Source organism: Shewanella donghaensis (genome assembly GCF_007567505.1).
GTDB lineage: Bacteria > Pseudomonadota > Gammaproteobacteria > Enterobacterales > Shewanellaceae > Shewanella > Shewanella donghaensis.
In genome coordinates this window covers 377,585-400,725 of the sequence record NZ_CP041783.1, presented here as the reverse complement: position 1 = coordinate 400,725, position 23,141 = coordinate 377,585, and the positions used below count along the sequence as shown (strand labels likewise).

The 23,141-nt window shown below is 39.2% G+C and carries 22 protein-coding genes; 4 read left to right on the top strand and 18 right to left on the bottom strand.

Annotated features, from left to right (window positions below; translation table 11 throughout):
- Window positions 1–119: 119 nt before the first annotated feature.
- From lpxM to pheS, 4 genes are all read right to left on the bottom strand, one after another.
- Window positions 120–1,055, bottom strand: a complete 936-nt coding sequence (gene lpxM, locus FPK91_RS01665) for a lauroyl-Kdo(2)-lipid IV(A) myristoyltransferase (protein ID WP_144207074.1) — start codon at window positions 1,053–1,055, stop codon at window positions 120–122.
- A gap of 176 nt (window positions 1,056–1,231) precedes the next feature.
- Entirely contained in the window at window positions 1,232–1,531 is a 300-nt protein-coding gene (gene ihfA, locus FPK91_RS01660; RefSeq protein ID WP_144207071.1) for an integration host factor subunit alpha, read from the bottom strand.
- 4 nt (window positions 1,532–1,535) lie between these two features.
- A complete protein-coding gene (pheT, locus tag FPK91_RS01655; RefSeq protein ID WP_144207068.1) occupies window positions 1,536–3,923 on the bottom strand; it encodes a phenylalanine--tRNA ligase subunit beta in 2,388 nt (795 codons plus the stop codon).
- Window positions 3,924–3,938: 15 nt separating this feature from the next.
- Entirely contained in the window at window positions 3,939–4,922 is a 984-nt protein-coding gene (gene pheS / locus FPK91_RS01650; RefSeq protein ID WP_144207065.1) for a phenylalanine--tRNA ligase subunit alpha, read from the bottom strand.
- A 452-nt stretch (window positions 4,923–5,374) separates the two neighbouring features.
- Between pheS and FPK91_RS01645 the strand changes: the two genes are divergently transcribed.
- Window positions 5,375–6,883: a methyl-accepting chemotaxis protein gene (locus FPK91_RS01645; protein WP_144207062.1), complete on the top strand. Its 1,509-nt coding sequence runs from the start codon at window positions 5,375–5,377 to the stop codon at window positions 6,881–6,883.
- A 133-nt stretch (window positions 6,884–7,016) separates the two neighbouring features.
- On the opposite strand, the gene FPK91_RS01640 is transcribed toward FPK91_RS01645, so the two are convergent.
- From FPK91_RS01640 to FPK91_RS01615, 6 genes are all read right to left on the bottom strand, one after another.
- Window positions 7,017–7,889 (bottom strand): NAD(P)-dependent oxidoreductase, encoded by an 873-nt coding sequence (locus FPK91_RS01640; protein WP_144207058.1) that lies wholly within the window; start codon window positions 7,887–7,889, stop codon window positions 7,017–7,019.
- 121 nt (window positions 7,890–8,010) lie between these two features.
- A complete protein-coding gene (locus tag FPK91_RS01635; RefSeq protein ID WP_144207055.1) occupies window positions 8,011–8,496 on the bottom strand; it encodes an acyl-CoA thioesterase in 486 nt (161 codons plus the stop codon).
- A gap of 241 nt (window positions 8,497–8,737) precedes the next feature.
- A complete protein-coding gene (locus FPK91_RS01630; RefSeq protein ID WP_227006656.1) occupies window positions 8,738–10,438 on the bottom strand; it encodes a porin family protein in 1,701 nt (566 codons plus the stop codon).
- A 460-nt stretch (window positions 10,439–10,898) separates the two neighbouring features.
- On the bottom strand, window positions 10,899–12,296 hold the full coding sequence (locus tag FPK91_RS01625; RefSeq protein ID WP_144207052.1) for an FUSC family protein: 1,398 nt from the start codon (window positions 12,294–12,296) through the stop codon (window positions 10,899–10,901).
- 81 nt (window positions 12,297–12,377) lie between these two features.
- A complete protein-coding gene (locus tag FPK91_RS01620; RefSeq protein ID WP_144207050.1) occupies window positions 12,378–13,265 on the bottom strand; it encodes an HlyD family secretion protein in 888 nt (295 codons plus the stop codon).
- A 12-nt stretch (window positions 13,266–13,277) separates the two neighbouring features.
- Window positions 13,278–13,490, bottom strand: coding sequence for a DUF1656 domain-containing protein (locus FPK91_RS01615; RefSeq protein WP_144207048.1), 213 nt, complete (start codon window positions 13,488–13,490; stop codon window positions 13,278–13,280).
- Between the two features lie 263 nt (window positions 13,491–13,753).
- Between FPK91_RS01615 and FPK91_RS01610 the strand changes: the two genes are divergently transcribed.
- On the top strand, window positions 13,754–14,686 hold the full coding sequence (locus tag FPK91_RS01610) for a LysR family transcriptional regulator (protein WP_144207046.1): 933 nt from the start codon (window positions 13,754–13,756) through the stop codon (window positions 14,684–14,686).
- 194 nt (window positions 14,687–14,880) lie between these two features.
- Window positions 14,881–15,666: a hypothetical protein gene (locus FPK91_RS01605; RefSeq protein WP_144207044.1), complete on the top strand. Its 786-nt coding sequence runs from the start codon at window positions 14,881–14,883 to the stop codon at window positions 15,664–15,666.
- Between the two features lie 146 nt (window positions 15,667–15,812).
- Here the strand turns inward: FPK91_RS01605 and fabF are convergent, their stop codons facing one another.
- The 8 genes from fabF to yceD form a co-directional block, all read right to left on the bottom strand.
- Window positions 15,813–17,057 carry a beta-ketoacyl-ACP synthase II gene (fabF, locus tag FPK91_RS01600; RefSeq protein WP_144207042.1) on the bottom strand — a complete coding sequence of 415 codons (1,245 nt, stop codon included), beginning with the start codon at window positions 17,055–17,057 and terminating at the stop codon, window positions 15,813–15,815.
- 198 nt (window positions 17,058–17,255) lie between these two features.
- The gene (gene acpP / locus FPK91_RS01595) at window positions 17,256–17,489 is read right to left on the bottom strand and encodes an acyl carrier protein (protein WP_011496723.1); all 234 of its coding nucleotides are present in this window, start codon (window positions 17,487–17,489) and stop codon (window positions 17,256–17,258) included.
- 160 nt (window positions 17,490–17,649) lie between these two features.
- Window positions 17,650–18,396, bottom strand: coding sequence for a 3-oxoacyl-ACP reductase FabG (fabG, locus tag FPK91_RS01590; protein ID WP_144207040.1), 747 nt, complete (start codon window positions 18,394–18,396; stop codon window positions 17,650–17,652).
- Between the two features lie 29 nt (window positions 18,397–18,425).
- On the bottom strand, window positions 18,426–19,349 hold the full coding sequence (gene fabD / locus FPK91_RS01585; protein WP_144207038.1) for an ACP S-malonyltransferase: 924 nt from the start codon (window positions 19,347–19,349) through the stop codon (window positions 18,426–18,428).
- A gap of 94 nt (window positions 19,350–19,443) precedes the next feature.
- Window positions 19,444–20,403, bottom strand: coding sequence for a beta-ketoacyl-ACP synthase III (locus tag FPK91_RS01580; RefSeq protein WP_144207036.1), 960 nt, complete (start codon window positions 20,401–20,403; stop codon window positions 19,444–19,446).
- 8 nt (window positions 20,404–20,411) lie between these two features.
- Window positions 20,412–21,440, bottom strand: coding sequence for a phosphate acyltransferase PlsX (gene plsX / locus FPK91_RS01575; protein ID WP_144207034.1), 1,029 nt, complete (start codon window positions 21,438–21,440; stop codon window positions 20,412–20,414).
- A 15-nt stretch (window positions 21,441–21,455) separates the two neighbouring features.
- Window positions 21,456–21,626: a 50S ribosomal protein L32 gene (gene rpmF / locus FPK91_RS01570; protein WP_144207032.1), complete on the bottom strand. Its 171-nt coding sequence runs from the start codon at window positions 21,624–21,626 to the stop codon at window positions 21,456–21,458.
- A 17-nt stretch (window positions 21,627–21,643) separates the two neighbouring features.
- On the bottom strand, window positions 21,644–22,168 hold the full coding sequence (gene yceD, locus FPK91_RS01565) for a 23S rRNA accumulation protein YceD (RefSeq protein ID WP_144207030.1): 525 nt from the start codon (window positions 22,166–22,168) through the stop codon (window positions 21,644–21,646).
- Between the two features lie 240 nt (window positions 22,169–22,408).
- Here yceD and FPK91_RS01560 point away from each other — a divergent pair, with 240 nt between their 5' ends.
- Window positions 22,409–23,041: a Maf family protein gene (locus tag FPK91_RS01560; protein WP_144207028.1), complete on the top strand. Its 633-nt coding sequence runs from the start codon at window positions 22,409–22,411 to the stop codon at window positions 23,039–23,041.
- Window positions 23,042–23,141: the final 100 nt, after the last annotated feature.

Below are 23,141 nucleotides of genomic sequence, written 5' to 3'. Positions count from 1 at the left end.
CTGATGTGGATAACACATTAGAGAGTGCCGTTAAGTTGGCAATAAAAAAGCACTCAATGAGTGCTTTTTCTATTTAATCACCACCAACAAAACGGGACATTAATTAATCATAACTAAAATCAATACAATTTCGGTTGCCCTTCTGGACGCGTTTTCAAAAACTTCAGAAACCACATGTACTGCTCAGGGTATGCTTGAATCACTTGCTCAACCATTTTATTAAGTGCCACAGCTTCATTGTCTTTACCTAGCATATCTTCAGGTTTGACCTGCGCCATCACAGTCAAATTAAACCGGTAAGCGGCTTTATCATAACCAATTTTTACCGGTAGCACCTGCGCTTTTCCCGCCTGCGCCAAACGACCAACCACTGGCAAAGTGGCTTTCTCTGTACTAAGCAGTGGTGCAAACACACTTTGCTCAGGGCCTAAATCCTCATCAGGTAGATAAAAGAAACTGTTATCTTGCTTTAATTCAGTGATTAACGCGCGTATACCCGCCTCTCGCATGTAAACTCGACCATTCTGACTACTACGTAGTCGATTACTAAACCAATTGAATAAGCCGTTCCTATGAGCTTTCGCCATCGTTACCATAGGTACTTCTTGATTCAATCGCAGCCCTGCATATTCAAGGGGCCACACATGGGGCATGATAAAAATAATGGGCTGACCTGCATCTCTTGCTGCTTGAACATGCTCATAGCCAATAATATGAATACGGCGTTTGATGTGGGCATCAGATCTCACTAACAGTTCTGCTTGAGACATTAGTACTAAAACAAACATATCAACATTGGCTTTAATCAAATCCTCAACCTCTGAGGCTGGCATCTCAGGAAAGCATTCCTGTATGTTAATTCGCGCAATATTAATCGGTTTTTTGGCATAAACCCGCACTAGCCTGGCAAGTAGTCGCGCAATGGGATCACGTAATCTGGCAGGCATGCTCCCAAAAAACAATAATACCAAGATTGCTAACCACGTTGCCCAATATTTGGGATGCAGTAAAGAAAGTGTAAATCGACGATCGAAATGTTTTGCTTGTCTAGCCAAAATAAACCTCAAAGATTACATCAACACAATGAAACGAAGAAACTAATGAAGCCGCCATAATAACAATTTATCAGTGCGACCACATCTGAAAAAATACAAATATCAGTTAATGGACTCGCGAATAAACAAAAACAAAAAAGCCACTCATTGAGTGGCTTTTTTATTTAAAAGCGAGATTACTTCTTTCCAGAATTCTCTTCTTCAACACGTGTTTTCAGTTTTTGCCCCGGACGGAACGTAACTACACGACGAGCAGAAATTGGAATATCTTCGCCAGTTTTTGGGTTCCTTCCCGGTCTTTGATTCTTATCACGCAGATCAAAGTTTCCAAAGCCAGATAACTTGACCTGCTCACCACTTTCAAGTGCTTCTCTAATTTCTTCAAAGAAAGACTCAACCATCTCTTTGGCTACACGTTTGTTCATGCCAAGCGTTTCAAAAAGATGTTCTGCCATTTCGGCTTTGGTAAGTGCCATACTTTTAATCCCTCAACAATGCGTTGAACTCGCTCTTAAGTGCCGAGACAACCGAATCAACTGTTTCGGTAATGTCTTTTTCTTCAAGTGTACGAGTAATGTCTTGTAATGTAAGTGCTATTGCAAGGCTCTTTTTGCCAGCTTCAACACCTTTACCCCAGTATACGTCGAACAAGTTTAAGCCAACCAACTGATTTTCGCCAACTTTTCTTATCAAATTCATAACATTAGTTGCAGAAACATCTTCATCAACAACTACAGCAATATCACGTCGATTTGCAGGAAACTTAGATACAGCCTGAGCTAGCGGCAAACTGGCATGCAGTAAAGCGTCCAGTTCTAACTCAAAAACAATTGTTTTACCATTGAGACCAAAAGGCTTTTCCAAGCTAGGATGGACTGCACCAATGATACCAATGACTTGATTATTTCTTAATATTTCAGCACATTGCCCCGGATGAAGAGCAGAATGTGTTGCACTTCTAAAAGTAAATTCAGAAGTCGAAACTGTCAAGCCGATAATTGATTCTAAATCACCTTTTAAATCAAAGAAGTCGACAGTTTTAGAATCCATTGACCAATGTTCATCATTTTGAACACCAGAAATAACCGCACCAATCATAGGTTGTTGTCTAACACCAGAATCTGCTTCTGCATCAGGCACAAAGCGTAAACCAGTTTCAAATAAACGTACGCGACCTTGTTGTCTGCTCTGGTTATATCCAACACATGTCAGCAGACCTGTGAACATCGATAAACGCATTGCAGACATTTCAACCGAAATAGGATTCGGCAATGTCATTGCTGGCGCATCTGGGTGCACAATGTTTTGTAATTTAGGGTCAACAAAACTATAGGTAACCGCTTCCTGGAATCCACGAGCAACCAGTACACTGCGTACTTTGCTTAATGAAATATCAGCTTCTTTGTGATCTGACATGCTTAACGAAGCAACGGGTGCGATATTAGGGATATTATTATATCCGTAAATACGCGCAACTTCTTCGATTAAGTCTTCTTCAATAGCCATATCAAAACGATAAGTCGCCGTTGTCACAAGCCAAGCTTCAGCAGATACTTCAACAGCAAAACCTAAACGCTCTAAGATTTCAGTCACATCAACATCTGGAATGTGATGGCCTAAAATTTTATCTAATTTACTGCGACGTAAAGTTATTTGAGCAGGCTTTGGTAAATGCGCTTCAGAAACGGCTTCCTCTACAGGACCAGCCTCACCACCACAAATATCAAGTACTAAGCGCGTAGCTCTGTCCATGACTTTATGTTGTAGTTCAGGGCCAACACCACGTTCAAAACGATGTGACGCGTCTGTGTGTAAGCCTAAGCGACGAGATTTACCCATGATCGCTAGAGGAGCAAAGAATGCACACTCTAGTAAAATATCTTGAGTCTTACCTGTTACGCCTGACGCTTCACCGCCAAATACACCCGCTAATGCCACGGCTGCTTTATCGTCAGCAATAACCAAGGTATCAGCTGGCACTGTAATTTCGTTGCCATCAAGTAAGGTAAGTTTCTCAACCCCATCACTCAAACGCACTTGAATAGCACCATTTAATGCTGCTAAGTCAAACGCATGCATTGGCTGACCATATTCAATCAGAACATAGTTAGTAATATCAACAATAGGATCGATTGAGCGAATACCGCTACGACGTAACTTCTCTTGCATCCACAATGGTGTTGCAGCCGCTACGTTGACGTTCTTAACCACACGACCTAAATAGCGAGGGCAAGACTCAGGTGCAATAACGTTAATAGCAACTTTGTCATCAATTGTGGCACTAACCGCTTCCCACGTTGGCTCTACTACCGATTGACGGTTTAATACGCCTACTTCGCGAGCTAAACCCGCCATACCTAAACAATCAGCACGGTTAGCCGTTAAATCTACATCGATGATGGCATCGTTTAATTGTAAATATTCACGAATATCTTTACCAATCGGTGCATCTGTTGGCAATTCGATGATGCCATCACTGTCGATATCGATACCGATTTCGCCATATGAACACAACATACCAAATGATGGTTGACCGCGTAGTTTGGCTTTCTTAATTTTAAAATCGCCAGGTAACACAGCGCCCACCATTGCCACAGCAACTTTAAGGCCTAAACGGCAGTTTGGTGCGCCGCAGACGATGTCAATTAACTCATCGCTGCCAACATTAATTTTAGTTACCTGAAGTTTGTCAGCATCTGGATGCTGACCACATTCAACCACTTCGCCCACTATCACGCCGCTAAATTCAGCAGCTACAGGGTCAACGCCGTCAACTTCTAGACCGGCCATTGTGATTTGGTGAGATAACTCTTCACGGCTTACTGATGGGTTAACCCACTCACGAAGCCAAGATTCACTGAATTTCATCTTTATGTTGCTCCGTTATTTGAATTGCTTAAGAAAACGTAAATCGTTTTCAAAGAAGGCACGTAGGTCGTTAACGCCGTAACGCAACATGGTTAAACGCTCAACACCCATACCAAAAGCAAAACCAGAGTATTTTTCAGGGTCGATACCGACACTGCGTAGTACATTCGGATGCACCATGCCGCAACCTAGTACTTCAAGCCACTTACCGTTTTTACCCATAACATCAACTTCTGCTGAAGGTTCTGTGAATGGGAAGTAAGATGGACGGAAGCGTACTTCTAAATCTTCTTCGAAAAAGTTACGTAAAAAATCATGCAAAATGCCTTTCAGCTCTGCAAAGTTAACTTTTTCATCAACTAATAAGCCTTCAACTTGATGGAACATTGGCGTATGAGTTTGATCGTAATCGTTACGGTATACACGACCTGGAGAGATAATTCGTAATGGCGGTTTTTCATGCTCCATAGTACGAATTTGTACACCTGAAGTTTGCGTACGTAACATCACCTTGGGATTGAAATAAAAGGTGTCATGATCAGCGCGAGCAGGATGATGTTCTGAAATATTCAATGCATCGAAGTTATGAAAATCATCTTCGATTTCAGGACCATGCTTAGTGGTAAAACCAAGTTCGCCAAAGAAAGTTTCAATGCGTTCAATCGTACGAGTCACTGGATGTAAACCACCCATTTCCATTGCACGACCCGGTAAGGTTACATCGATTTTATCAGCGATAAGCTGTGCTTCTAATTCAGCAGCTTTCAAACCTTCAATGCGCTCAGAAAGTTGCTTCTGTACCGCTTGTTTAGCTTGATTGACTGCTTGTCCAAAAGCAGGTTTCTCTGCTGGACTTAAGCTACCCATCATTTTCATCATGTCAGTGATCTTACCTTTCTTACCAAGGTAGTCGACACGGATATCATCCAATGTCTTTAGATCACTGGCCTTACCTATTATTTCTAAGGCTTGTTCTACGATCTCAGTTAACTGCTGCATTTTCTCATCCACTGCATTTTTGCATTTCAAATGCTGTTGGGCACCCGATTATCAGGTGACATATTAGTTTAAGTATCAAAACGACTTAACACTTAAAGCATGGGGGTAAAACAAAAGCTGGAATTTTACGTTAGCTGATCTTAATTTACTAGCATTTATTACACTTTTATTGTGTAAAATTCGGTATTTATATCAATTCAATTTCATTTTTTAACACTCAGTATTTCAAGAAAATAACTATTCTGTAATTTTACGCATTTGGAATTTATTTATGTACAACTTTCGAATTAAACCTTTTTAATCAGACAACTAGAAAATATTGTTTTATTCGTCAAATGTAATGTTCATTTTCAGACTAACCAAAGAGCAGGCGAAATATTTATTCTCAGCTAAAGTAATTATAACAAAACCCGATACATATCATTAACAACGCCCAGTCAAAAGAGGCTCAAATGAAAGAAGTAAAATTTAGATGGATAGATCAATACCTTATTAAAATTAGTATTAAAACAAAGTTTATCATACTGGCTATAGTCACAATTTCACTTATTTTAATACTGACATTTACTCTAACAAGAATCTTTGAAGACACATTGGCGCACGCAGAAATAGAAGAAGCCATTACGCTCAACAATACCTATAACCACGCCGTTGAAGTCGCTTTAGATTTACTCGATGAAAAACAAAAACAACGCTTTTTATCTGAGTTAAATGGCGCATCCAAAGCCGTTAATATTAACACTCTCAATAGCCATTTACAGCAATTAGCTCGACAAGGTGGAGGTGTGGAAGAGCAAGCTGGTAATTATGAAATTGTGAGTGAAGTAAACTCTCATGAAATTGTAATAGTGACCTCATTAAACATTGCTGTTATCGCAAACAAAGCAAGCCAGAATAATACCAGTGCTTATTTGCTTATGGCTGGCATCATTATCATCATCCTTTTATTTTCCTATTATATTTCAACATTTATTACTGGCGCAGTTTATACCACGGTAATGGCATTAAGACGGGCGGCAGATGGTGATTTAACGGGCCGTTTGAACTTTTTTGAAGTCCCTGATGAATTCAGTTTACTGGCTATTAGCGTCGATACTTTAGTCGATAGGCAACATAAGCTCGTGCAACAAATGACTCAAGCAACTGAAAAAATTAGACAGGTTGTTCAATCCTTTAGAACAACAGCTGAAAATGGACAGTCAGTTGCGGCACATCAACGTCAACACTTGGACTCTTTAGCCACAGCAATGGAAGAAATGACGGCAGCGGTGATAGAAGTTGCACGCAATGCTGAAATATCATCTTCAGAAACCCAAGAAGCCAACAATCAAGTCTCCACGGGCTCTAAGGATATTGAAACAACGGTTGAAGCTATTGACTTATTATCTCATGAAATTGCAGATGCATCTGATGCGGTAAATGTACTCAATGACAATGCCAGTAAAATTGATGCCGTTGTGACTACCATTAACGCCATTTCAGAACAGACTAATTTACTGGCGCTCAATGCTGCGATTGAAGCGGCTCGAGCAGGTGAGCAAGGTAGAGGGTTTGCCGTTGTTGCTGACGAAGTAAGAACGTTAGCAGGCCGCACGCAAACTGCAACTGTTGAAATTAAAACCATGATTGAAGCACTGCAGTCAGGCACTAAAAACTTAACACAAGTGATGTCTCGGACAGTAGATCAAGCTGAGGAAGGTAAAAAGCATGTACTTCATACTGGTGAGGACTTGAGTAACATTGCTCATCATAGCGCTAAAGTATTCGAAATGAGCGTGCTCATAGCCACTTCTGCAGAAGAACAGTCGGCGGTAGCCAATGAAATTGCCGCAAACTTGATGGAGATTCGTAATCAATCACATAATGTAGAAGAAGCGGCAAACTCTTCAGTATCAGGTTGTGATGAGTTAAATACCACAGCAGAAGATTTAGATAAACTGATGATCGGCCTTAAAATTTAGCGGCTTAATTCAAGTTTGGTTCCGCTTCTAATTCTAGTTATATTTGACTGATATCAAAAAAGCTCACCTTTACAGTATTTGTAATGGTGAGCTTTTTAATTTATCGCTATGAATATTTTGTAACGTTATTCAATTAACGATTTTTTTCTAACCGGGCTAATAAACTTGATGTGTCCCAGCGATTACCTTTCATTGCTTGAACTTCAGAATAAAACTGATCGACTAAAGCCGTTACAGGTAAATGACTGCCATTCTTGCGCCCTTCTTCTAAAGCAATACCTAAATCTTTACGCATCCAATCAATCGCAAAACCAAAGTCATATTCACCTTGCCACATAGTTTGATAGCGATTTTCCATTTGCCAACTTTGAGCGGCGCCTTTACTAATAACTTCAACTACTTTTAGACCATCAAGCCCAGCACTTTTAGCAAAATGTAAGCCTTCAGCTAATCCTTGAACTACACCTGCGATACAGATTTGATTGACCATTTTAGTCAACTGGCCTGAACCCACATCACCAAGCAGTTCAGCGCAGCGGCTATAGGCATCAATAACCGGTTTGACTTGATTAAAGATAGCTTCTTTGCCGCCCATCATCACAGTTAGAACACCATTTTCAGCACCCGCTTGACCACCAGATACAGGTGCATCGAGGAACTCAACATTTTGTTTAGCTAAAATGGCGGCAACTTCTCGAGCAACATCAGCAGAAGCAGTGGTATGGTCAACTAATGTTGCACCTGATTTTATACCGTGAATAACACCGTCATCACCGAGTACCACTTGACGAAGGTCATCATCATTACCCACACAGGTAAACACAATATCTTGCTCCATCGCGGCAAGTTTTGGTGTAAGCGCAAATTCAGCATTATATTCTTTGGCCCATTGCTGCGCTTTCGCTGTGGTGCGGTTATACACTGTCACTTGATGACCTTGTTTCACTAAGTGGCCGGCCATTGGGTATCCCATCACGCCTAAGCCAATAAATGCTACCTTTGCCATAAAATTCCTTATCTATTCTTATTGTAGTTCGCAGGTTTTATACGAATTAGCGCTCAAGCTAACTTAACAATTTTGATATAACTAACGTAAAATTTCAGTATATAAAAACGTGGGTTTGAACCTATAAAGCAGGTTTAACGTGCGCTTCCATTTCTGAACCAATTTTTTTACGCATATCCATTAATCGTAACGCTGAATCTCTCAAACGAACATCATCTTCTGTTTGTGGGATCCACTCAGGTACCGATGTAGGTTTACCATCATCGTCAACAGCAACCATGATAACAATGCAATGGGTTGTCAAATGACGCTCAGGCTCTTTGGGATCGCCCGCTTTTACCGCAATACCTAAATGCATTGATGAAGTGCCGGTATAAATCACTTTAGCGCTAACTTCAACAATATTGCCCACGTGGATTGGTTTAACGAAACGTATGCCGCCAGCATAGACGGTAATACAGTATTTACCGCTCCAACCTGCAGCGCCAGCATATGCGGCTAAATCGATCCACTTCATGACTGCACCACCATGTACTTTACCGCCAAAATTAACATCGGCAGGTTCAGCTAAAAATCTTAAGGTGATTTGTCTATCTACTCCGGCCATACAGCCTCCTAATTCACGTAATTAATGTCAGTTTACGATAATTATCATCAAAAATGAGTAAAAAAAGCAGCTAATTAATTAAATAAGATAAAACATTAAGATATCGATAAAAAATAACCGGTAAATATCGTAAATACACATAAAAAGTGAGGGTTGTGACTGGGTACTATTAAAAGTAACAATCATTGCGACAGAAACAAAAAAGCCTAATCGTTAGATTAGGCTTTTTTATCAAAATTTTTTAGAACCTATAGCCAAGGTTTAAAGTGAACGAACTGCGGGTTTCACCTTTATTGTATAAACCGGTTAAATTAAGGTGTTTACCTATCTGTTTATTAAAACCAATTAAGTAAGCCCACTCTTTCATGTCAACACCTACATCGTAGGTAAAATCTTCACCAATGCCTAAAATGTCGCCTAAGTTACCGGTCATTTTAGGTTTAAGACCCTGATATTCTGCACCTATAAAGACCTGAGCACGGAAATCTAGAAACTGATACCCCACCATAGGTTGAATACTGATTATTGGGTCACCCCAAGTATCAAGACCTTCAAGACGAGTTTGTGAATATGTGGCCGTGACTGATGCAAAAAACTCTTTATAACCGACAGATAAAGTCGTACCGAATCCTGCTAGGTCATAATGTAGCTCTAAAGGAACTTGTACTCTTCCTGGGGAACAAATATCAGCACCTTGACTCGCTAAAGCACTACAAGCCAATCCTCCGCCAACAACACCAAGCTTATCTTCCAAAACGTCTTTCATCTTACCGGTGTATTTCGCATCGACAATTGCATCAATATCAACTTTACCAATAAAGCCATAAACATTCCAAAAAGGTAAAATATTTAAATCAGCTCTAATATTGTAGCTTTGAGCGCTAACCGTACCAAATGAACTAGAGGGATCAAAAAACTCATCTAAATTAGCCCCCATAATATCAAAACTATCAAAACCAACATTCATATCCTGATTTCGATATCCCACTGAGAAACCAAATGGCAACGGCACATCTATACCTTGCTGACGAACCAAATCACCTAAAATTGGGAATAATCTATCCAAGTCGACTTTTTCTTCACGAATACGAGGGTCTGACACTGTTTCCAGTAATTTGTCATCAAGTACAACCGTGCCTAAAATATCATCATAATATGCAACAGGGCGGGTAATAGATGTATAGGTTGCATCCTCATTACCTTTTTTCCCCACAGCTTCAATTACTTTATTTTTGACAATGGTTTGGCCATTAACCAATGTCATCAGATCAACTGTTTGGGTATATTGCTCAACTCTAATACCGTAATCGAAACTAAAAGGCTTAGAGTTGGTAATAACCATTTTAGTGGCTTCGCCATCTACAATCGTGAGTTTTGCTCTCATGAAACGAAAATAGGCAATATCTTGTGGCAATCCATACTTAGAGTAATTAAAACTGACTTCAATTTCATTATCAGAAATTTGATCAACAATGACGGATGACTTGTCATAGCTCTCCAAATAATCTTTCAAGCGATACTCGGTTTTTGTTAGAGACTCAATTTTAGCAATAACGTCTACATCTTCGTCTATTTTTCCTTGATCATACTTTATACGTAAGTCAATGTTGCCACGGCTGTCATTGCTTTGAACAAGAAAAACCTCTGACTCCGATATAGCATCACCAAGTTCAACTTTTAATAGTGCGTGTTCTACTTTTTGGTCGCCTAATGCTAACGAACTTAAACCTAGTTTTAAAATTTCATCTGAAATGCCATATTGTTCAAATACACTTTTGTCGGCTGAACTAGCTAATTGGGACTGCACAACGTTTTCGATTTCAATGTCATCTTCAGCGTATGCAGCAGATGAAAAAGCTAAAGCCAAAGTTAATGGCAGTACTTTGAACATAGATAAACGATTAGAGACATTGTTGAGCGAGTGCGATTCAGTTCTGTTCATTTCTATAACCCTTAGAAACGCCAATCATTGGCAAAAATAAATGAAACCTAACATCAGGTTTAGATTCGGATGTGGGATTGAAATCAGACATGCAAAGTAAAATTAATATTGCTGACTAAAAAACTAATCTTGTTTCCGTTTGATGGGGGTATTTTATGAGCAGATGTGAAAAGCTTGTAATCGCACTTGATGGATGACACCCTACATGCCTTAACTATAAGAAATTAAACACTTAATTAGATAAAAACTGAACCAGAATCAGATAAAAGGTTTAGCGAGAATAAGAACTGAACCACGATGATTAAATTTTATGTAGTTTTAGTAAGTAAATAAGAGGTTGTTAAGTTAATAAAAGATCAACAAGGCGAGGCTAAATACATAATTGTTAGAATGGTGACCACGACACATCAATATATGGCTTATAGCGATAAGCCATATATTGAAATTCGTACAAGGTAATTTATGGCTTTGCAGGAACTAAAAATAACTTGTTATAAAATAGTGCGATAGCGGAACATATCGTCATAATCGATACCATCAATAAAGCTGTCTTAACATCATATTGTGGAATTAAATGTAATGCATTCATGCTCATCACTAACATCAAATTACCTCCAAGTAGTTTGTGCAAGCCCAAAGACGGCTTGGAACATACCATCCATAAAATAAACGTATTAACCATATAGAAACTCACTAACTGCCACAGTTCGGTAAAGTGAGGTAAAATGAAACAATACTGAGCAATGAAAAATATCCCCCACCCCAAAATACCCCACATTGCCTGTTTGACTATGCTATAAGGTAAAGCAACTGTCACAACAGCAAGTACCGAACCCATTAACGGAAATATAACCCCGCCAGGAATGGCAAAGTATATCCATAAAGAAAAACAAGTTGCCGATATAGTAAAAGCGGTAAAGGCTCTCATCAACTGAATGTTAGACAAACCGGAAGACTGATTTGTAGCAACCTTTATCGATATTTCATGGTTTTCACGTCCAGCGATATACTCAGCTCTTGCTTTACTATCAGCATTGGTTGCAGCTTTTAATTGCTCAATATCGGCATGTGACTGTTGAATTGCATTTGTTGCTTCACTTTTATTTTGTAGTAGGTTGAACTCTGAAATCCGTCTTTTTATTTGTAATAATAAGTCTTGGCAAGTATCAATAATAAACAGCCATTGCTTTTTCTCATGTTGTAATTGATAGCTAGCAATTAAGGGCATTGAAATTAATTCTGATAATTTATTAAGTTGCAGTTGACAATTAAGTACCTCATCTCTGATATCAACTTGATGATTATTCTTTGTTGCTTTTTGCAACTGAGATTGCATTGTTTGGAGATTAGATAAAGCTAAGCGGAGCGTATCAAAAAAAACACCTTCGGTAGTTGTAGGCCAAATAAACCGGTAAACAGTCGCGTAAACTAACAATCCAAGTATGGTATCTTGTATCCGTAAAATGGCCACAGAAAATGATATTTCACCGCTACTTGCACCTATAATAGCCACAATAGAGCAAACAGTGATAGCCATGGTAAAGGCATAACCGAACCTAAGGCCATCTGCAAAATAAACACAAATGACTAAAAATAGTAAAAAGAAACTAATGAAAAGTAGGTGCGACTGAGAAAAGAGACCAACAAGTAATAATGCATAGATAATTCCAATGAACGTACCTAAAATTCGATTCCTGCCCTTTTGAATACCGTGTCCAAATGTCTCATTCGCTGAAATTGCGATAACGGTAATTGCAGCCCAATATGATTTTTCCCATTGAAAAAGCATTCCTAACGCAATTGCAATCCCCACAGCTAATGAAATTTTAATCGCTTCTTTAATATTTAAGCTCAGCATAATATTCTCGACTTTATCTAGTGACTTAATGCTTTATTGACTCTATGTTTTGATAACTATAAGCATTAGTGACTTGATGAATTAGTTACTTGATGAATTAGTCACATGTTGCTTTTGAATTTTTATAGATGCCGTCATGCCGACTCTTAATTGAATGTTGTCAGGGACATTTTTAAGTTTTATTTTTACTGGTATTCTTTGAGCCAAACGGATCCATTCAAAACTTGGGTTAACATTAGGTAACAATGCATTACCGGTACTGCCATCGGTTTTAGAAATACCATATCCTATACTTTGAACCTCGCCATTAAGAAGTTGTTTATCGTGCATCAATAATGTTACCTGCGCTTTATTATTAACATCGACATTACTTAAATCTGTTTCTTTGAAAAAACCTTCAACCCAAAAGCTATTTTCATCAATTAATGCAACTACTGGTGAATTAGCAATAACTTGTGAACCAATGCTGGCATTGAAATTGGTAATGTAACCATCGGTAGGTGCTGTGACTTTGGTATAAGCTAAATTCAGTTGTGCTTCATCCATCTGCGCTTTTGCCAATAAAGCATTAGCATCAGCAGATTCAACAGCATTCTGTAGATTATTGAGAGCTAATTCAGACTGTGCTCCAGGTGTTAGCTTTTCTAAGTTAACCGCCCTATTCAATTCGTTCTTCGCTTTATTGACTAACGCCGCAGCCTGTTTATTTGAGGCAATGGCCTTGTGGAAATTGGTTTCATATAAGCTTGGATCAATTTCAAATATCACATCACCTTTTTCTACTCGGCTATTATCTTTGACATTAATACTCACTATTTGACCAGTTACCCTTGGGGTCACTTGTATCACATAAGCACGGACTTGGCCGTCTCTTGTCCAAGGATTATCGACGTACGTTTGGTACTCAGAATACATAACGCATAATGCCGCTACGACAAATAACAATGTGATCATATAACGTTTAAACATTGGATATACCTACTAAAAAATTGTGATAAACAGGCTAATAAGCCCAATAAATAAGATGAATATAGATAACTCAACGATGGCTAACGCAGTAACATATTTGTACCAACCCAGTTTGGTGCTGATAAAACTTACAACACCAGTGAGTAAGTAAGCTAAAGCAGCGACTATCAATAATGGCGGAAAGTAGACATCACCGATGGCGATTTCATGGGGCATTATGTTCATATTCGTTAATTCTCATTTTGATCATTCTCGCCAGAATTAGGGTTTATCGAAAACCTTTCTCGCATCCATGGAGCCATTTTATGAGTAATTAATGGAATTGAATAATCGGCTATGACGGACTAAACCCTACAAAAATTGACAACAACAAAAACAAATATGTTATTTTGTTATTAGTCAGTAAAAACAATTGATAAAATTGGCTATATTGATAAAGACAAATATTTTTAATACGGCAGCATTAATAATCTAAGTAGAGTAAAAACATGAATTTTAGTTTGGAACAGCTACTCGCATTTGTGACCGTTTATGAGCAGAAGGCTTTTAGTAAAGCAGCAGTTAAGCTCGATAAGCATCGCACAACTATTGGTCAAGTGATTACCAACTTGGAAGATCAGTTAGCCATTAAACTATTTGAAAGAATTGGTCGCTCAGTTGAACCTACAGAAGATGCGGTTTTACTCTATCACTATGCAAAGCAAGCCATTGAACAATCGAGAACATTTGACAGAGTGGCGATGAGCTTAGCTTATGGTGGACTGGAATCAGTCTCCATTGGATATTGCAGCTTCGTACCTCAACAACTAATGACGCTTATAAGGCATCAACTTTTAATTGATCTCCCAGATATGAGAGTCAATTTCTTAGTTAAGTCGAAATCTGAAATTAAAGCGGGGATTCAAGATGGTACAATTCATTTTGGCATAGTGAATGTTCATGAAAGTAAAGTCATTAATAGTATTGATTATACTTTTTTGGGTAATATGAATTTTGTTGCTTATACAGCCGCCGACTCGGAATTAGCTAAACTAAAATCCGATGAAACCTTTATAAAAATGAAATCTAGCCGCCAATTTGTATTAAAATCAATGCTCGATGATGATATGGCCAAAAAAGTTATTTTATCGTCTGAATATGAGGTTGTGGATCAACTATCCTTAATCATAAGAATGGTACGTGAAGGACTAGGCTGGAGTTTATTACCAAAATCAATCAATGAAATTGAAGAACATCCTGATGTACTATTTAAAATTGATATAGAACAATTAAAAGACGCTATAAATATCCCAATTGCACTTTGGAATCCCCATTCCAAGCAGGTTATGCCAGTAAAGAAAATAATTTCCTCAATGATAACTGATTATGTTGACGAGGTTCGACAGAGAAAAATTTTAACCACTCAGAAAAAGCCTTTGTAACATTTAGGTTAGACATGTACACCATTACATTGTTTTTTGATGGATTTAATCATGCAAAAGTGATTATTGCATTTATCTAAGTTGTCTTACTATTTAATCGTAAAATGAAAATGTCATGAGTGAAGATACTCTGGCATGAAACTCAAGCCAGTAATCATGGTTCATGGGCTAATTAACGAATAAGTAGTAACGCTATGGAACACATCCAAAATATATTAGATTCTCACCAATACATTGCCTTTATCATGACCTTGATACTTGGCTATATTATTGCGTTGGCGACAATACGTAACCTGATCATTGGTGGTGTTATAAGCGCCATTATTGGGGTGATACTCATCCCAATATTGCACCTTCATATTGAATTAGATCTGAGCCTGATGCTAATAGGTATAGTCATTTACGCCGTTGGTTTCATTAGTGGAATAAAGTATAAAACGGTCAAGATACAAAAAATAGAAAAAAATATACCCAAGCAAATCGATACAGCCAAAAGTTTAGCTTCAAGATCTTTTCAAGTTAATAAAAATAGCACTATTTTAGGTAAAACATTAGCTCAAATTAATGCTGCATCAATCGATGTTTGTTTTGAAATGACAATGAGCAACAGAACGACAGATCAAGGTAATAAACCAATAAATATAGGCGATGTCGTTACCATTACAGGAAGAAATAATGCCCTCTTCTATTTCGACGATAACCTCATAGGCACAGAGATACCCATTGCTAATTCTGACAGTATTATTGAGAGTAATATGCTATTTGTCGTAGAAAATGATGAGTTTAATAAAGAATCACTACAGGAATTAAAACAGCGCTTGAATAAAGATACAGAAATTGATGTTTGTATCACTCAATTTGAACGTGACAATGATGATTTAGTGATCGTTCCTGAACTTAATATTCAACGTGGCGATGTTATTCAATTTACAGGTCGACCTAAAGATATCATCACAGTTAATAAAATACTTAATCCTTAAGTACCTTCGGTTCGATACTGGTTTTAACCAATGACATATTTAATCGTAAAATTTGGGTAAAAATTGATAATAAAAATCCGTTACACAAAAATTAACTATAAAAAAAGCAGTAACGTTACCGTTACTGCTTTTTTATTGAATATTATTTATGACTCAAGCTTTTTAAATAGCAACGAACCATTGGTTCCACCAAATCCGAAAGAATTACACAATGCATAGTCAAAGTTATGTGCTTTGGCTTTATGTGCAACAAAATCTAAATCACAACCTTCATCTGGGTTATCCAAATTAAGCGTTGGCGGTACAATTTGATCGCGTAATGCGAGAATCGTGATAATCGCTTCAACAGAGCCTGCAGCGCCTAATAAATGCCCTGTCATCGACTTAGTTGAGCTCACCAGTAAATCATAAGCATGAGCGCCAAATACCGACTTCACTGCAGCAACTTCAGCTTTATCTCCTGCAGGTGTCGATGTGCCATGAGCATTAATGTAACCCACAGATTCATTCTCTATTTTGGCATCATTAATGGCATTAACCATTGCCGCAGCAGCGCCTGCACCATCAGCTGGTGGAGATGTCATATGAAAAGCATCACCACTCATACCAAAGCCAACTAATTCAGCATATATTTTAGCGCCGCGTGCTTTTGCATGTTCGTATTCTTCCATCACCATAACGCCAGCGCCGTCACCGATAACAAAACCATCACGGTCTTTATCCCAAGGGCGACTTGCAGCTGTTGGGTCGTCATTGCGGGTTGATAGTGCTTTAGCAGAACCAAAACCAGCTACTGCGATTGGACATGTAACATCTTCTGCACCGCCAGCAACCATCACATCGGCATCGCCGTAAGCAATGGTTCGTGCAGCGAAACCAATATTATGAACACCAGTAGTACAAGCTGTTGTGACGGCGAAATTAGGTCCTGTCATACCGTATTTAATCGATAAGTGACCTGAAATCATATTAATGATGGTGCTTGGAACAAAAAATGGAGAGACTTTTCGAGGTCCGCCACTTAATAATGCACTATGATTTTTCTCGATTAATGGTAAGCCGCCCATGCCTGCGCCAACTGCAGTTCCGACGCGAGAAGGGTTTTCTTGCGCCATATCAAGACCAGAGTCATTAATCGCTTGAATACCTGCTGCCATGCCGTATTGGATAAATAAATCCATTTTACGCGCATCTTTGCGAGACAAGTATTGTTCGACGTCAAAATCTTTTACCGAGCCACTGAAACGTGTTCCGTATTCAGTTGCATCAAATTTGGTAATGGGTGCAATACCACTTTTACCAGCTAATAAAGATTGCCAAGTAGTATCGACATCGTTACCCACTGGAGTAACTAGTCCTAAGCCTGTAATGACAACACGACGTTTAGACACAGCATTCACCTTTGTATTATTTGGCAGTCGCCAATTGAATAGATTGCTAACCCATCATTAATCAAGAAATAAAAGATTGAGCTAATGATAAGAAATGAGGGATTAACGGACTTTATTTAGACAGTTTAGTCGAAAATGTTTCGACAGCACAAACAAAAACAGGCGGCATAAATGCCACCTGTTTTAGAGAATCAGGTATTACTGATTTTTTGAAACGTAATCGATCGCTGCTTGAACAGTAGTGATCTTTTCAGCTTCTTCATCAGGGATCTCAGTGTCAAACTCTTCTTCTAGAGCCATAACCAATTCCACAGTGTCCAGAGAATCTGCACCTAAATCGTCTACGAATGATGCAGCTGATTTAACGTCTTCTTCTTTAACGCCAAGTTGCTCAATGATGATTTTCTTTACACGTTCTTCGATGTTGCTCATTAGTTTTCTTTCCTATTCAAATTACACACTTGCGTAAGATTGCGAGTAGTTTATTCGATCCAGCTGACAATGCAAGCTTAGTTTTCGTGGTCTAACCACGAAAATTATCATACTTTGATATCAAACGAGATTCAATAAAAGTCGAAGCCAATTAAGGCGCTTAAACCATATACATTCCGCCATTTACATGCAGGGTCTCACCCGTTATGTAAGCAGCTGAGTCAGATGCTAGAAACAGTACAGCATTCGCTATTTCTTGCGCTTGACCTAATCGAGCCATTGGAACTTGCGACATAATTGCTTGCTGCTGTTCTTCATTTAGCTCGTCAGTCATGTCTGTTTGGATAAATCCAGGTGCTATAGCATTAACTGTTATATGACGAGATGCAACCTCTCTTGCAAGAGATTTTGTAAATCCTATCAAACCAGCTTTTGCTGCAGAGTAGTTTACTTGACCAGCATTACCCATGGTTCCTACAACAGAACCTATGTTAATGATACGCCCACTACGCTTTTTCATCATAGACCGCATTACCGGCTTAGATAATCTAAACAATGATGTCAGGTTAGTATCTAAAATATCCTGCCACTCATCGTCTTTCATTCGCATTAATAAATTATCACGAGTGATACCTGCATTATTAACTAGAATATCAACATCACCGGCTTTTTCTTTGATCTGGGCGAATAATTGAGCAACTGATTCAGTATCTGTCACATTTAACACTAAACCGAAACCATTTTCACCAAGATAATCTTGAATTGCTGCAGCACCTTTCTCACTGGTTGCGGTGCCAATAACTGTGGCGCCAGCTTCAACGAGTGTTTCACTGATTGCACGGCCAATACCGCGACTTGCACCAGTAACTAACGCAATTTTACCGGCTAAATTTAAGCTAATGCTCATGAAAATTCCTTATTGGACTAAAGCTGTAATTATATTAGTGCAGTTAAAGATGCAGCATTATTGATTGCTTGCGCCTTTAATGACTTATTAATTCTTTTTGACAGACCCGTTAATACTTTTCCTGGACCGATTTCAGCCAAATCAGTAATCCCCTGACTTGCCATTAATTCAACGGTTTCACTCCAACGTACTGGGCAGTATAACTGACGAACCAATGCATCTTTGATGGAATCAGCATTGTCAGGGCTTGCAACATCAACATTATTAATCACCGAAATGACAGGTTGATTAAATTGAATGCTTTCTAATGCGATTGCCAGTTTATCTGCAGCTGGTTTCATTAAAGCACAGTGCGAAGGAACGCTTACAGGAAGCGCTACAGCCATTTTGGCTCCCGCTGCTTTACAAGCCGCCGCAGCTCTTTCTGTTGCTTCTTTTTCGCCAGCAATAACAACTTGGCCTGGGCTGTTGAAGTTTACCGGGCTTACAACAGCACCATTGGCAGATTCTTCACACGCCTTTGCAATAGCATCATTGTCTAAACCGATAACGGCATACATAGCACCAGTACCAGCAGGCACAGCTTGTTGCATTAACTGTCCACGTAATTCAACTAGCTTGACCGCGTCTTTAAAATCGATAATGCCGCCACAAACTAATGCAGAGTATTCACCTAAACTATGGCCAGCTAATATTGATGGTTTAACTGAACCACTTGCTTCAATGACACGCCATAATGCAACACTTGCAGTTAATAATGCAGGCTGAGTTTTATCAGTTTCATTTAAAGTGTCTGCAGGGCCGTCTTGGACTAATGCCCATAAATCATAACCTAGTACTGCACTTGCCTCTGCAAAGGTGTCAGTAACAATAGGATAATCGACGGCTAAATCAGCCAACATGCCTACGGCTTGTGAGCCTTGGCCTGGGAAAACAAATGCGATATTTTCCATGATAATTATTACCTTGTATTCGTTTTAAAATTAATTCTTATTTTATTTACGTAAAATATATCAATATTATTTTACGCTTGTCTAACCGTTTAACTTAGAACCTAACTAAGGCGCTTCCCCAAGCAAACCCGCCGCCAAAGGCTTCGAGTAAGATGAGTTGCCCACGTTGAATACGGCCATCTCTCACAGCTTCATCTAATGCTATTGGCACTGAAGCCGCTGAAGTATTGCCATGCTTGGATAACGTTAACACCACTTTATCCATGCTCATGTCTAGTTTTTTAGCTGTCGCCTTAATAATTCTAAAGTTCGCTTGATGTGGTACCAACCAATCAATCTCAGACTTGTCGATATTATTAATGCGTAAGGTTTCTGTTACCACATGAGATAACTGCGTAACAGCAAATTTGAATACTTCATTACCTTTCATGGTCATAAAGCTTACCGCTTCTGATGATTCACTTGCACGCGGAGGGAAAGAACATTTCAATAAATCCCCTTGACGGCCATCAGCATAAATATGGGTGGAAATAATCCCAGGTTGATCACTGGCACCAATAACGGCGGCGCCGGCGCCATCACCAAATAAAATTACCGTACTGCGATCCTTTGGATCGCACAAGCGTGATAAAACATCTGCACCGACCACTAAAACCTTTTTAGCAGCGCCTGTTTTGACAAATTGATTCGCTACCGACAATGCGTAAACAAAGCCTGAACACGCAGCTGCAATATCAAACGCAGGAATGGTATGAATACCAAGTAATTTTTGGATTTCACACGCTGCTGCCGGAAACGCATTACTGGCACTTGTCGTACCGCAGACAATCATGTCTAACTCGCTTGCTTCGATACCGGCCATTTCTAATGCTTTAACTGCGGCTTGGTAGCCCATGGTGGTAACGGTTTCATCTTCAGCAGCGATACGACGCTCTGAAATACCGGTACGCTCCACGATCCATTGATCTGAAGTATCGACCATTTTTTCGAGATCGAGATTACTACGAACTTGCACCGGTAGATAACTACCAGTTCCGAGAATTTTTGTATGCATATATGAGATCAGCTATTGATGTCTAAAAGAATCGTCTCCAGACGATCTTTAATCATTTCCGGTAGACGACGGTTTGCTTCTGTTGCAGCTAAATTGATTGCTTGTAAATAAGCGGCTTCATCAGCATTTCCGTGACTTTTTACTACTATTCCGCGCAATCCTATCAGACTTGCACCATTGTAGTGGTCGGGGTTCATCTTACTGAGTACAGCTTGTATACGTGGAGCGAGGAACTTGGATAATAAACGTACGAAAAAGCCTTGAGTTAATCCACGTTTTAATTGGTGGACAAGTAACTTAGCAATACCTTCGGATGTCTTTAAAGTGATATTGCCAACAAAGCCATCACAAACAATAACATCTACCTTGCCAGTGAATATCTCATCGCCTTCAATAAAACCGGTATAATTGACTTGGTCAGTATGCAGTAAATGTTGAGCAGCTTGTTGAACTTGGTCATTACCCTTAATGTCTTCTATTCCAACATTAAGTAGGGCGACCTTGGGTTTGGCACGTTTATGGACAACTTCACATAAAACAGAACCCATAACAGCGAATTGAAACAAGGTTTCAGAATCACATGAAATGTTGGCACCTAAATCAAGTAAATATACTGGTTTGCCGGTAACAGCAGGCAAACAGCTTACTAAAGCAGGCCTATCAACGCCTGGTAGCGTTTTAAGTAATATTTTGGACAATGCCATTAACGCGCCGGTATTACCCGCGCTTACACACGCCTGCGCCTTTCCGTCTTTAACGAGATCTAACGCTAAACGCATTGAACTTTGTTTTTTCGAACGGATAGCACTAATCGGCCGATCACACATAGTGATGACTTCAGTGGTATGTACAATTTGAATTCGCGCTTGTATGTCAGCGTCAATATCAATCAGATATGGTTCTATTTCAGCTTGATCGCCGACTAGAAAGATTGATAGTTGGGAGTTAAATTTCAGTGCCTGCAAGGCTGCAGGCACTGTGACGAGGGGGCCATTATCGCCCCCCATCACATCTAACGCGAGCGCCAGATTCGTCATAAGATTAGCAACAAATTACTTGTTGATAACCTTTACACCGCGGTAGAAACCATCAGCAGTCACATTGTGACGTAGATGTAATTCACCGCTAGTTGCGTCTACAGATAATTGAGCAGTACCCAATGCATCATGTGAACGGCGCATGCCGCGCTTTGAACGTGATTTTTTATTCTTTTGTACAGCCATTTGACTTGTCTCCTAGATTACTTGCTCTTCAGTTTTTCTAACACTGCAAACGGATTTGGACGCTCCTCATGAGAAGGGTCTATCTCGCCTACAACTACGTCGCTCGTTCCTAGATTGCAATCAGCATTCTGATGCATAGGAATAATTGGCATAGCTATTATCAATTCATCTTCAATCAATTGATGTAGACGAACTTCACCAATTTCATTACTCTCAATCGGCTCATACGCATCCGGGAGCTCATCGATTTCTTCTAAAGTCTTACAAAGACCATAGGAGAAGTCGACCGTAACCTTTGTGGTATATGGTGTCATACAACGTTGACATAGCAGAGTGAGCTCCGTCACAGCCTTCCCGTTAAGGTAGACTATCCCCTGAATATCGACGCCACATTCTAACGACACTGTCACATCGGAACAATCGCCAGCACATAATTCGTTTAATCGCTTATTTTGAACCCCTGGCACGATGCCTTCATAACGAAGACCACTAGCTGCGGTTCTAATAGGATCAATTGATACTGGTATCTTTACTGTTTGCATAAGGCGCGCATATTATAGTTTGAAAACGCTAGAGTCAAAGGAAATTTATCCAAAATGCGGTTAATTGCTTAACCTGACAAATTAGACTCATTACTTAAACGCCAACATTAAAATGGATCGAAATGAAATTTTACCTGTCGTTGCTCGCGATCACAAGCGCGATCCGACTAAAATTACTGCATTCGACTTCATTTTTAACGTAATATAGAAGTAATTTTCTAATTCATTGAATACAGACTCATGATCACCAAAATTATCCTCGCTTCAACGTCTACTTTTCGTAAAGCCATTTTAGAAAAATTACAGCTTCCTTTCGAATGTATCAGTCCAGAAACTGACGAAACAGCCCTTGAAGGTGAAACTGCCCAGCAACTCGTATTAAGGTTATCGCAATTAAAAGCTCTGGCAGGTGTAGAACTCTATAATCAATCAGAGCCCTCAGTATTGGCCGCTGATTTAGTTTTATCTGCTGATAATCCAGCTGTGGTTATTGGATCAGATCAAGTGGCCGTAATTGACGGGCAAATCATCGGAAAGCCCTTAACAAAAGAAAATGCAATAAAGCAACTTCAGCAAGCATCAGGTAAAGCGATTACTTTTTATACCGGGTTAAGTGTCATTCATAACATCACTAAAGAAGCATTCAGTATTGTAGAACCGTTTACCGTCCACTTTAAAAACCTAACCACTGCAGAAATAACCCGCTACGTCGAATTAGAACAACCTTTATATTGTGCCGGAAGTTTTAAAGCAGAAGGATTAGGTATTGCGTTATTTGAGCGCCTTGAAGGAAATGATCCTAATACACTGATTGGCTTACCGCTCATTCAGCTGATTAAGTTACTCAAGAAGCATAATATAAGTGTGTTATAGGTATCAGTTAACTAGAAAAATCAAATATCTTAAATAAAATAAGAATGTAGTCAGAATCTATCCCAACAAAAAAACCGATGTATCAATATCGGTTTTTTAT